At 49.0% G+C, this 12,072-nt stretch carries 16 protein-coding genes; 1 reads left to right on the forward strand and 15 read right to left on the reverse strand.

Annotated features, from left to right (window positions below):
* Positions 1-101: 101 nt before the first annotated feature.
* The 8 genes from LCM29_RS07830 to LCM29_RS07865 all read right to left on the reverse strand — a co-directional run bounded on the left by LCM29_RS07830 (position 102) and on the right by LCM29_RS07865 (position 5,229).
* Positions 102-569: a flavodoxin family protein gene (locus LCM29_RS07830; protein WP_224861825.1), complete on the reverse strand. Its 468-nt coding sequence runs from the start codon at positions 567-569 to the stop codon at positions 102-104.
* A 55-nt stretch (positions 570-624) separates the two neighbouring features.
* On the reverse strand, positions 625-1,053 hold the full coding sequence (locus LCM29_RS07835) for a hypothetical protein (RefSeq protein WP_224861827.1): 429 nt from the start codon (positions 1,051-1,053) through the stop codon (positions 625-627).
* Between the two features lie 8 nt (positions 1,054-1,061).
* Positions 1,062-1,712, reverse strand: coding sequence for an SIMPL domain-containing protein (locus tag LCM29_RS07840; protein ID WP_224861829.1), 651 nt, complete (start codon positions 1,710-1,712; stop codon positions 1,062-1,064).
* Positions 1,713-1,745: 33 nt separating this feature from the next.
* Positions 1,746-2,495 carry a hypothetical protein gene (locus LCM29_RS07845; protein WP_224861831.1) on the reverse strand — a complete coding sequence of 250 codons (750 nt, stop codon included), beginning with the start codon at positions 2,493-2,495 and terminating at the stop codon, positions 1,746-1,748.
* Entirely contained in the window at positions 2,492-3,034 is a 543-nt protein-coding gene (locus LCM29_RS07850) for an RNA polymerase sigma factor (protein WP_224861833.1), read from the reverse strand. Before LCM29_RS07850 ends, LCM29_RS07845 begins: the two co-directional genes overlap by 4 nt.
* Positions 3,035-3,148: 114 nt before the next feature.
* Complete coding sequence (locus LCM29_RS07855; protein ID WP_224861835.1) at positions 3,149-3,319, reverse strand: hypothetical protein; 171 nt, start codon at positions 3,317-3,319, stop codon at positions 3,149-3,151.
* 219 nt (positions 3,320-3,538) lie between these two features.
* Positions 3,539-4,171: a GNAT family N-acetyltransferase gene (locus LCM29_RS07860; protein WP_224861837.1), complete on the reverse strand. Its 633-nt coding sequence runs from the start codon at positions 4,169-4,171 to the stop codon at positions 3,539-3,541.
* A 65-nt stretch (positions 4,172-4,236) separates the two neighbouring features.
* A complete protein-coding gene (locus LCM29_RS07865; protein WP_012727027.1) occupies positions 4,237-5,229 on the reverse strand; it encodes a tRNA dihydrouridine synthase in 993 nt (330 codons plus the stop codon).
* Between the two features lie 138 nt (positions 5,230-5,367).
* Here LCM29_RS07865 and LCM29_RS07870 point away from each other — a divergent pair, with 138 nt between their 5' ends.
* Positions 5,368-5,895, forward strand: a complete 528-nt coding sequence (locus LCM29_RS07870) for an AAA family ATPase (RefSeq protein ID WP_224861839.1) — start codon at positions 5,368-5,370, stop codon at positions 5,893-5,895.
* Here the strand turns inward: LCM29_RS07870 and LCM29_RS07875 are convergent.
* From LCM29_RS07875 to gatB, 7 genes are all read right to left on the reverse strand, one after another.
* Entirely contained in the window at positions 5,887-6,327 is a 441-nt protein-coding gene (locus tag LCM29_RS07875; RefSeq protein ID WP_224861841.1) for a hypothetical protein, read from the reverse strand. The genes LCM29_RS07870 and LCM29_RS07875 overlap by 9 nt on opposite strands.
* Positions 6,328-6,945: a hypothetical protein gene (locus LCM29_RS07880; protein WP_224861843.1), complete on the reverse strand. Its 618-nt coding sequence runs from the start codon at positions 6,943-6,945 to the stop codon at positions 6,328-6,330. It lies immediately after the preceding gene.
* 10 nt (positions 6,946-6,955) lie between these two features.
* Entirely contained in the window at positions 6,956-7,489 is a 534-nt protein-coding gene (locus tag LCM29_RS07885; RefSeq protein ID WP_224861845.1) for a GNAT family N-acetyltransferase, read from the reverse strand.
* Positions 7,486-8,079, reverse strand: coding sequence for a dihydrofolate reductase family protein (locus LCM29_RS07890; protein ID WP_224861847.1), 594 nt, complete (start codon positions 8,077-8,079; stop codon positions 7,486-7,488). The genes LCM29_RS07885 and LCM29_RS07890 overlap by 4 nt, the downstream gene beginning before the upstream one ends.
* Positions 8,080-8,151: 72 nt before the next feature.
* Positions 8,152-9,513 (reverse strand): 23S rRNA (uracil(1939)-C(5))-methyltransferase RlmD, encoded by a 1,362-nt coding sequence (gene rlmD, locus LCM29_RS07895; RefSeq protein WP_224861849.1) that lies wholly within the window; start codon positions 9,511-9,513, stop codon positions 8,152-8,154.
* Between the two features lie 55 nt (positions 9,514-9,568).
* Positions 9,569-10,567 (reverse strand): diacylglycerol kinase, encoded by a 999-nt coding sequence (locus LCM29_RS07900; RefSeq protein WP_214745761.1) that lies wholly within the window; start codon positions 10,565-10,567, stop codon positions 9,569-9,571.
* Between the two features lie 63 nt (positions 10,568-10,630).
* Entirely contained in the window at positions 10,631-12,061 is a 1,431-nt protein-coding gene (gene gatB / locus LCM29_RS07905) for an Asp-tRNA(Asn)/Glu-tRNA(Gln) amidotransferase subunit GatB (RefSeq protein WP_214745758.1), read from the reverse strand.
* Positions 12,062-12,072 lie beyond the last annotated feature (11 nt).

Below are 12,072 nucleotides of genomic sequence, written 5' to 3' on the forward strand. Positions count from 1 at the left end.
CCTTTCTAAAGAGTTGAATACTAAGTATTTACCCGCTTTTTCAGCCTTCTCTTCCGCTTCCACTAAAAAACGCATCCTGATTCCAGAATGCGTTTCACGTATTATCCGACCAACTCTCGTGCCCATGCTTTCGCACGTTCGAGCTCGCCTTCTTTCAGCATCTCCGTCTTCCCATCAACCAAGAACGATTCTTTTTGAACGTTCATCGCGCCTTTTTCAATCATTTCCCCTTCGACGCGATTGACCGCATGACCGAACCAGTCGATGATTTTACCGAGAATCGGATTCTGTTTTTCTTTGACGACACTCGTATCAAACGCAGCCGTCCGCTTCCCGCGAAGCGCATTGTCCGAGATTCCGTCTAGAAACACTTTAATGTCCTCTGTCTCATAACCCCCATGTGTTGGTGAACCGATGACGACAAGGTCGACATGCGCCAAGTCACCAAGGCCGATGTTCAACACATGTTCCATGCGTGCCTCATGCTCTTTCGAAAGTTCTTCCTGCATCGCATGGGCAATCTTTTCTGTATGACCATACAACGAATCAAAGATAATCAAAATGTTCATGATGAATCCCCCTTTGCCGAACGTCTCTTTATCCCCTTCCCATTCCAACGTTCGTTCATGCTTCTTTTTTGTACAGTGAACTTCGCTTGAAGAGTGTCCAACTTACCATAACAATGCCGAGCACGAGCAAGATATAGCCGAAGAATGTGACAAAGTCGCGCGTATGATAGGGTGCTTCGAATCGGAATTCTGCCCGTTTCCATTCCGAGCCGTCCTCAACTGCAATGACGTCTTCAATGGGCTCCCCAACAACTTCACGGTAAGCGGTCCCAATCGGATAGCCATTTGAGGCATTCCCGTAGTAACGTCCCGTCTCATCGTTGACCGTTGTTTCCACTTCACCGATCACGTCACCGAGCGAATCCTCACCTATTATCGTATCAAGCACTTCATATGCATTTCGGTCGAACACGACAAATGTATATGCCCAGGAAAGGGCGGATACGGGAAGCGCAATCGATATAGCGAAAAGAGTCAGGATCATGAATCGCCTCATTTAAGACTCCAGACGAACGTCGCCGAATCACTGACATTGATGTCATCTGGTTCGATTTCGGGCATCCGCGATTCAGAATAGACGATGTCCTGGCTATAGAGAACGTTTGTAGGCGAGAATACGTGAATCTCACCCCATGTGTAATCGATCTGAAGCAAGTCCCCTAGTTCTGCACCTGCTCCTTTCGCAAGGAGTTCCGCTCGTTTCCGCGCATTCTCCGCAGCACTCACCAATAGCTGATCTTCGATTGCATTCGGGTCTTTCATCGTGAAACGAATGGAGAGCGTCGGATTTGCCCGGGATTGACTGATTTGTTCGATGACGTCCGATAGTTTTGACGTATCGAGTGCAAATTCGAGCTTCGTCTTCTGCTTACAGACATATCCGACAAATCGCGACCGGTAATTTTCATCTCGATCACGATAGCGCTCGTATTCCGTATCGATGGAAAAGTCACTCGTTTTAAGGTCCGTTTTGTCAAAACCTGCGCGAGAGATGGCTATTTGAAGATGTGACACCGCAGTTGCCGCCTCGGTCATCGTGTCTTCGTAACGCGGTGCTTTTGAGACGAGGTCCATGTGAATCACAATCAAATCTGGTCGAGATGAGACATTTCCTGTTCCTTTTACCGTAATCGTACGTTCCATATCGTTCACCCTCCTAATAATGTGAGATGTAGATTATTTTGATGCATGAAATCGTGAGATCATCCAACGTTCTATTCCATCTAAAGAATGCATATCTTGCAATGACGGATAAGCATCCCGCTCAAACAACAGTCCATTCGGAGTATCTAAAAACAGATAACGCTCCCCGTCCGGAAAACCGTAATCCGCAATATCTTTCAGTCGAAGTGTGGCCCCGTTTTGTTCCCAGATGAATTCGTCATCATATGGAATCGGCATAAAGATGCCCTCCATCCCTTGACGTACGTGTGAGATGACGCTCGTATGCTCTGTCTGTTCCATTCCTCCGATTGCATCGGCACGAACAATCAGTTCTTGCCCGACTTGCACATCCCCCCGATACACATCTGACACATGGATCGTGATGAGGGATTGATATTCGGTCTCCCCGTTGAAATCAATCTCTATGTGCTGGATGTTCGAGACCGTTCCTCTGATCACGACCGGACTCCACCGCGAAAAGAGTTCATCCTCTGTCATGTCCATCAAGTTTTCCTGGGAAGTACCTTGTCTTATTTCTGATTTATCGACGATATGAACCGAGTTCGCCGTCGAATCCGTGGATAAAGGCATACGTTCATTCCAAATATTCGATGTGAAGAGCATGAATCCCGCCGCGGTGGCGAGTACCAGTCCTGCCCCCCATTTGAGTCGTTGATAAGGTCTTCGCTCTATCATCATGGATTCCTCTATAAAGCGGTCATCCACTTCCCCAAGTAGTCGAAGCAACTGTTCATTCTTCATACGCGAATCCCTTCTGCTTCAAGCGCTCGCTGTAATGCATCACGCGTTCGCTTCAGCGTCATTTTGACATGACTCTCCCCGAGTTGATGGTTTTTCGCAATTTCTTGAATCGAGTGAAGATAAAAATAACGTTGCATGAACATCATTCTCGTCTGTCGAGGAAGGTCTGCAAGAAATGCATTCAATAGGTCGACGATGTCTTCGTCTTTCATCGACACCGTGAGGACATGTTCTAGTTCTTCATAGACGAGCGGTACTTGTCCACCACCCCGTTTTTTCGCATGATTCTTCTTATAGCGTTGCAGCGAGAGATTCCGAACAATCTTCGTCAAATACGCCCCGAGTCGAAACGGACGTGTCGGCGGTATTGATTCCCATGCTTTCATATATAAATCATTCAGACACTCTTCCGTATCTTCATGATTTTGTAGAATGTTGTAGGAAACACGATGACAATATCTCCCGTATTTCTTTTTCGTGGCAACAATCGCATATTCGGATCGCTCCCAGTACCAATCGATGATGACCTGGTCATCCATCTATTTACCCCCTCCTCTTAACCCTCTATCACTATAGATCCCAATCGACTATTCTTCGTCACAACATGCTAAAAAAACCTCGTCGTTGAGACGAGGAGTCGAAGCGCTTATTCATCATTTTTTCCAAATCGATACGGCAAGTCCTCCGATATAGCCAACCATCGCCCCGCTCGCGATGCCGTATGTCAGCTGTATATCGAAGAAAAACGAGAGGATTACACCGAGTGTTGTCCCCGCAATCAATCCAAAACAAATGATACAGTCCTTCCATTCTCGTGAATCCATCTTGCTCCTCCTTACCAATCCGTTCAATCTGACGACTTCATCTCTTCCATGCCCATCTACAACTCATTCATTCTTTATGTCAAAGCGAATTCACTACTTTTTTCTAAACAACCTTGTCGTATATTTCCTAATATGTAGCAACAGTCGATATATCCAAAATATCCTTTATTTAGGTAAGAAACAAGAGAAAATGCCAAAGATCATGTCTTTGGCATCGCTTTATGATTTGTCGAGTTCAGTTGAAGCAAGCTCATACTCGCGTTGACTGGGTAGCACTTCTTTTTTCTTCTTTGGAAACGTAGCGTCGAACACCTCTACCTCGGCTTCTTCCACTTCCAATCCCTCTGTAAATACGGCGACACCTTGAACCCCATCAAGCGCCCCTTCGTATAAAGGTAGTACAAGTAGTCCTTTATAATACTGTCCGTCCGGCATCGCAATGCCGTATCGTTTTCCATCTACGAAACCATATGGTTCATAATGATATGGATACCCGAGTGTCAGGATTGCACGGTAACCAAGCGATTTCGCATGTTCGATTGAATGCGTAATGAGATGTCTGCCTACGCCTTGTCGATGATACTTCGGATCGATGAAAACTGGACCGAACGTGATGGTATCCACCGACTTCTCTCCATCCACAATTTTCGACTTCGAGTAGAAGATCCCACCGGCAAGCTCTCCATCAATCTCGATAACCCATGACAATTCTGGCAAGTAATCTTCATGTTTTCGAAGTTGATGGATTGCATAATGCTCATGACATCCCGGGAAATATAAGTTCCAAAACGCTTCCCGCGCAATTTCTTCCACGCGACGCTCATCTTCCACTCTTTCTTTGCGAATATTCATCATGTTTCTCACCCTTTCTCAATTCAGTATACAAAAAAGGTCCAGCTCTCGCTGAACCTCATCGTTTATTCAGCAGCCAGCGCTGCCTCTTCTTCATGATATTTCTCGACGAAGGCATCAAGCAACGCTCGTACCTCGTCCGTCGATTTCGTTTCCATCAAGTTATGACGGAGCTCGCTAGCCCCACGGAATCCTTTGACATAAATCTTGAAGAACCGGTGCAAGTTCGAGATTGAACGTGGCACGTCTTCTTGGAATTTGTCTTGAAGGTCCAGTTGCAGACGCAATAGATCGAGATGTTCTTCCATCGAGTGTTCGCGCGGCTCTTTCTCGAATGCGAACGGGTTCTTGAAAATCCCGCGACCAATCATGACACCATCGACCCCGTACTTCTCAACGAGCTCGAGTCCCATTTGACGGTCGAGGATATCTCCGTTGATGGTGATAAGTGTATCTGGTGCAATCTCGTCACGCAACTTCACGATATCCGGGATCATCTCCCAGTGCGCGTCAACTTTACTCATCTCGTTGCGCGTGCGCAGGTGAATCGACAAGTTCGCGATGTCTTGTTTCAAGAGATGCGTCAACCAGTCGCGCCACTCGTCGAGCTTCGCGAAACCGAGACGCGTCTTGACGCTGACCGGGATGCCGCCGGCTTTCGCCGCTTGAATGAGCTCAGCCGCGACTTCCGGACGGAGAATGAGTCCGCTCCCTTTTCCACGTTTTGCGACGTTTGGGACTGGGCAACCCATATTGATATCGAGTCCTTTATAGCCCATCTCGGCCATCCCGATACTCATCTGACGGAAATATTCCGGATTGTCTCCCCAGATGTGGGCGACCATCGGCTGCTCGTCTTCCGTGAATGTCAAACGGCCACGAAGGCTACCTTTCCCTTCAGGATGGCAATAACTGTCCGAGTTCGCAAATTCTGTGAAGAAGACGTCCGGGCGTCCCGCATGAGCGACGACATGACGGAAGACGACATCGGTCACATCTTCCATCGGGGCAAGTATAAAGAATGGACGCGGAAGGTCGCGCCAAAAGTTTTCTTTCATCGTAAAATCAGTTCCTTTCATCCATACAGTCCAACAAAATCACTCATCTATTCTATTATGTCTGTCGGATTGTATCAACTGTTTCACCACACCGTTCGATATAATAAAGGAACAATGACAATGAAATGAGGAGTAGGAATGATTATATGGATCAACGGCGCTTTCGGTTCAGGCAAAACCACATGTGCTAATATACTTCAGAAACAACTGCCGAACGCATTTCTCTATGACCCGGAGCAGGCTGGATTTTTCATTCGAAATCAATTACCGGAGAGCCTTCAGCAATCTGATTTTCAACATCACCCGGAATGGCGAGAGTTCAATTATCGAATGCTTTTGAAAATCGCAACGTCCTTTGATGGGGTCATCCTCGTTCCAATGACACTCGTTGACGCAACGTATGTAGATGAAATCATCGGACGACTTCAACGAGAAGGCGTCGATGTACGACATATCATTCTCGAAGCGAATCGACGGACACTCGTGAAACGATTAAATAAACGATTCGAGTGGTTCAACTCTTGGGGGAAATCTCAAATCGACCGCTGCCAATCCGCATTCGAATCTGACATCCACGCAGAAAAGATTGTAACGGATTCTCAATCAAAACAAGATGTCGCGAGAGCAGTCGCTCAGCACGTAGGACTGACGCTTTCTTCAAAATGATTCAGATTCATACATCTCTTCTACAGGGTCGTCTTCCCATCGGATGACGAGCTCGCTTGCATGGGAGAGATTCAACTCCACCGTCTCACATGTCGTATCCGTCAACCACATGCAGCGGAATAACAGCTGGCGGTAACCATACAACTCATCGACAATCTCGAAACGTCCACGTTTTACAAAGTGGCTCAACTGTTCAATCGAACACACAGTATAAGTCGATTCACCAAATCGTGTAAGGGAAGAAGAATCTCGTTCCACCTTCGAAATCGTCACGGTAGCGCGTCCTGTCCAAACCGCTTCTTTCCTGAACAAATCACGGATTCCATCTTCAAAGACGAGACGGATGGTCGAACCCATGACGGTCACTTCCGTGATGACAGCGTCATGTAAGGAAATCGGGACGCTTCGGTTTCGCATCGTATATTGTTTCATTCAATCCCTCCTTTTCTGAAACACATAATTCTCCACTTGTTTCGTATATCGAAAACCTTTCATCTTCTTCTTCACTTCTGCGATATCGACGTCTTTCCCTTTCGGCAATCGGAAATACTCGTCGAGCCCCGTCTGAACGAGTTCATTCGCACTTCCTATAACCCCAATCAATTCGAATGCCTCATCAAATCGTGCCAACGTCGCGTCCCCGTGACTATCATTGCAGAGCAAGATGCCGCCTGGCTTCAAATAGTGTTTCGTCGCCTGACCAACCAATCCAGCATACTGTGAGATGATCAAATCGACCGGTTCGATATCGAGCGGCTGCGTATAATCCTGACCAAAGAATTCAATCGTACATGGCTCATCGTATTCGTTTCTTTCATCCACCAGCCTATGCACCGCTTCGATGTGTTTGAAGAAACGAATCGTCCCTTTGAAACTGTCGACATAGATGACGTGAGGGATAACAAAGGATGGTGCGATATCGACGTGACTTCCAGGATAAAGCGCCCGCTTCACGTCGAAGGTTCTCGCAATCGTTTTATATACTCGTTTCCGGTCACCAATTTTTTGTGCGTACGCCTCATACGTGGCTGACACTTGTTCACGGTTCATCTGGACCCTCCTAGTATAAGTATCCGAGCAAATCAAGCTTTCCATCGGTCCATCGTTTGTCTCCCACCTGACGAATCATCAATTCTTCAAATCGTGCTTCCCCGATTCCTCGTGTCGTTTGATTCTCGTCATTGATTTGAAGCCACGTGCATGTATTGGATACCGTGTGAAACCCAATGCGTTCGTAAAGATCTGGTCGGTCAGCGAACAACAGGAGAAAGTCGATTGGGTACGCTTCCCCGAGCGCGATGACTTTTTCCATTAACGCCCGTCCGACCCCACGTCCCCGCACTGCTTCCCGTACGTATAAATCGATGATGCCAAGCACGTGAATCGGAGTTCCATCCATATTCATCACACGAAAATCTAACCCGACTTGTCCGATGATTTGTTGATCCTCATACGCGATGAGCCGAAGATGCGGCAGTTGCTTAAAGTAGCGGCGATTCGGATAAATGGAAGGAAATGAATGCTGTAATAGCTCAATCAGTTCCGTATCCATCGATTCTGAAATGGTCATCTCGAGGTGCTGCTCGATTCTCATAGCCCCTCTCCATCTTGTTGAATACGTTCGTAGCGGACGATACTGACTCCGTTCGGCATCAGCTGTTGCTCGACTACATCAAGTTGAAGTGGCAAGATGTTTCCATCTGGGAAAAGACGTTTTCCAGAACCAATGATAATCGGATACATGATCAATCGGTATTCATCGATGAGGTCGTTCGCGAGTAACGTGTGTACGAGTTCACTGCTGCCCCAGACGTGTAAATCCGGTCCGTCCTGTTGTTTGAGTCGTTTCAATGATTCGACCGGGTCTGTCAGAAACGTCGTTGATTCCCATTGTGAATCATGTGAATGCCTACTAACCACATACTTCACTGCACGGTTGGCTTCCGGCCAAATGTCATCATGTTTTGGCCAGTAACTCGCCCACTGATCATATGTTTTTCGACCAAGTAACAGATCAAACTCACTGTGCATCTGCGTTCGAATCCAAATGCCGAGCTCTTGACTCGAAAACGACTCTGTCCATCCTCCATGCATGAAATCCCCGCTCTTGTCCTCTTCTTTTCCACCAGGTGCTTGAATTACACCATCCAATGACAAATGTTCTAGAACAATAATCTTCCTCATCTCCGACTCCCCTTTCGGCTGTTTGCAAAAAAAGCCCTCGATTGATTCAATCGAAGGCATCATACATTCATCTTATTCTACTTTCTCCATCCATGCCACCGTCTCCACATGCGCCGTATGCGGGAACATGTCGACCGGTGTCACTTCCATCAAGCGATAGCCACGGTCGGCAAGATAACGCATATCACGTGCTTGTGTCGCGACGTTGCATGAGACGTATACGATTCGCTTCGGTCCCATCTCGACCATCGTCTCGAGGAATGACTCGGCACATCCTTTACGCGGCGGGTCGACGACGATCACGTCCGGATTCACACCGTCTTTCTTCCACTGTGGGAGCACATCTTCGGCCGCTCCACATGCGTACGTCACGTTATCGATCTCATTGACGAGCGCATTTTGTTTCGCATCCTCGATTGCTTCCGGTACGACTTCGACACCGTAAACGTGTGCCGCTTTCCGGGCGAGGAAGAGGCTGATTGTCCCGATGCCACAATACGCATCGACGACTTGCTCCGTACCTGACAGTTGTGCGTATTCTAACGCTTTCCCGTACAACTTCTCTGTTTGGACCGGGTTGACTTGGAAGAACGAGTGCGGGGAAATCGTGAACGTGAGTCCTGCGATTTTGTCCTCAATCGTCTCATGACCGTAGAGCAACTTGTTCGTCGCCCCGAGGATGACGTTCGTCTTGTCCGGGTTGACGTTTTGCATGATCGACGTCACGTCCGGGAGACGCTCGACGATGTCCGCGACAATCTCATTCACGCCTTTTAGTTTCGTCGTCTTCGTGATGAGGACGATCATGAGTTCACCTGAATGGTACCCGTAACGGGCCATGACATGACGAATGACCCCGCGGCCTGTCTTCTCGTCATACGCTGGCACGCCATGTGCGTCCAATACATCACGAACGACTTGGATTGCCTTGTCATTACGCTTATCTTGAATCAAACACTCGCTCATCTCGACGATGTCATGCGAACGAGGACGATAGAAGCCTGAGACGAGACGGTCCCCTTCTTGTTTGAACGGGACTTGTGCCTTGTTGCGGTAGCGCCAAGGTTCTGGCATCCCAATCGTGTCATGTACCGGTACATCGAACTGACCGAGACGCTTCAACGCATCGACGACGCGTTCCCGTTTTTGGCGAAGTTGTCCTTCATAGCTGAAGTGTTGTAGCTGGCAGCCGCCACATTGATAAAAGATCGGGCACGGCGGCTCGACGCGGTCGGCACTCGCTTCTTTCACGTTCAACAATCGGGCGAACCCGTACTGCTTGTTCGTCTTCGTCACGACGATTTCGACCGTCTCTCCTGGCAACGCGTTCGGGACGAACAGCGTATAGCCATCGACACGTGCTACACCCGCCCCTTCATGGGTTAGGTCGTGGACGTGGACATCGAGACGATCATTCTTTTTCACTGGTAGCATACGAATGCTCCTTCCATTACAAATAGGAATGACTGATGTCGTCATTCCTATCTTTTCACTCTGCTTTATCTAGCGAAACATTGAACAATTGCTTGATCATCTGTTCGCGTTCATATTGTGCATTCAAATCTTCCATCTCGCGGATCCGGGCGTTCGGTGCGAGCACCGTCAAGTGACGGAACAAGTTCCGCATCTCACCTGTGCACTCCCCTCCATACTCTCCGTCGATGTTCAGACTCATCGGCTCGGTCGTCTTCATCTTGACGCGGCTCGTCTTCACATGTTCGACGAGTGGGCTCGACAAATGTTCCCCGCGGAGGAGAAGACGGACGACATGGATGAATTCAAACAAGTTACATTTCCGAAGGATGAACAAGTCGAACAACCCGTCATTCAACGACGCGTGCGGTGAGATTTTTTCAAATCCACCGACTGAATTCGAGTTCGATGTGAGGAAGACCATGACTTCGCCTTGGAATGTCCCTTCATCGTGCTCGAGCTCGATATATGTCGGTTTGATGAGTGGCAGTTTCTCCATTCCCTTCACGTAATACGCGAGCTGTCCGAGTGCCGTCTTCAACTTCGATGGCACCTCATACGAGAGCTCGGTCATGATTCCACCCCCGGCGATATTGATGAAATAGTGGATATCACCTTTCTCGCCTTCGATCTCCCCGAGGTCGACCGGCATCTCGAACCCATCACAAATGACGTCGAGTGCGCCGACGACGCTCAGTGGAATCCGCATCGCCCGGGCAAAGTCGTTCGTCGTCCCGACCGGAATGAGACCGATTGTCGGACGATTCTCAAGCGGTGCGAGCCCTGAGATGACTTCATTCAATGTCCCGTCTCCACCTGCGGCGATGATGAGGTCGAACTCGGCCGCTGAGGCCCGTTTTGCTTCGAGCGTGGCATCACCAATCGCTTTCGTCGCATACGTCGACGTCTCATAACCCGCATCCTCGAGGCGGTTCAAAATGTACGGGAGTTCCCGTTTGATCACTTCTTTACCAGATGTCGGGTTATAAATGACCCGCGCACGTTTCCGTTGCATATTGATTCTCTCCCCTGTGCTCAACTCGAGCGAAAAGCGAGACACAAGTGTCTCGCCGCCTGCTTAGCGTTTTGCGATCTCTTCGTGGAACAAGCCATCGAGGAGTGCCGGGTTCGCCATCCCTTTCGTCTGTTTCATGATTTGCCCGATGATGAAGCCTTTCGCACGGTCTTTCCCGTTCTTAAAGTCTTCGATCATTTGCGGGTGTGCCTCGAACAATTCGAGGATGTAGCCACGGAGCAAGTTCTCGTCCGAGATTTGGGCGAGACCGTTCGCTTCGACATACGCTTTCGGCTCTGCACCCTCTTCCATCATCGCTGTGAAGACACGCTTCGCAATCTTCGATGAAATCGTCCCTTCCGCGATCAAGCGGATGAGTTCTGCGAGTGCTTCTGGTGTCAACTTCATCGTTTCGACCGTTTCATTCGACTTGTTCAAGTGACCGAGTACTTCACCCATGAGCCAGTTCGCCGCTGCTTTCGGTTCAGCTCCAGCCGCTGTCGTCGCTTCGAAGAAGTCCGAGAACTCACGCGTCGACGTGAGAGCTTTCGCGTCGTATGCCGAGAGACCGTATTGGCTCATGTAGCGTTCACGACGTGCTGCCGGCATCTCTGGAATCGTCGCGCGAATGCGCTCTTTCCACGCCTCATCGATTTCGAGACGGACGAGGTCTGGTTCTGGGAAGTAGCGGTAGTCCGCTGCCCCTTCTTTGACACGCATGAGAATCGTCTTTTTCGCTGCTTCGTCGTAGCGGAGCGTCTCTTGACGCATGACGCCACCTGAGAGAAGCAACTTGCGGTGACGCGTCTCTTCAAAGTCGAGTGCCTTCAAGACGTTCGAGAACGAGTTCAAGTTCTTGAGCTCTGTCTTCGTCCCAAACTTCTCTTGCCCGAATGGACGGACCGAGATGTTACAGTCACAGCGAAGCGATCCTTCTTCCATCTTGACGTCCGAGACGCCAGCGAACGAAAGGACCTCTTTCAAACGCTCGAGGTACGCGACCGCATCTTTCGGTGAACGCATATCTGCTTCACTGACAATCTCGATGAGCGGTGATCCGGTCCGGTTGAAGTCGACGACCGAGTGTTTCTCGCCCGTGTGGTTCATCTTTCCAGCATCTTCTTCCAAATGTACGCGCTCGATGCGGAATCGTTTCATCTCGCCATCGACTTCGACGTCGACGTGGCCGTTTGAACCGATTGGCTTGTCAAACTGCGAGATTTGATACGCTTTTGGCGTGTCTGGGTAGAAGTAGTTTTTACGGTCAAATTTCGTATCTGTCGCAATCTCACAGTTGAGTGCCATCGCCGCTTTGATGGCGAGGTTGACCGCTTCTTCGTTCAATTTAGGCAAGACGCCCGGGTGTCCGAGACAAATCGGACACGTCTGTGTATTCGTTTCGGCACCGTAAGTGCGTGAGCAGCCACACCAAATCTTCGACTTCGTGCTCAGCTCGGCGTGCACCTCGATCCCGATGATCGTTTCAAAGTTCATCGTACGTCCTC

It is taken from the genome of Exiguobacterium aestuarii (genome assembly GCF_020171655.1).
In the GTDB taxonomy this organism is placed as follows: Bacteria; Bacillota; Bacilli; order Exiguobacteriales; family Exiguobacteriaceae; genus Exiguobacterium; species Exiguobacterium aestuarii_A.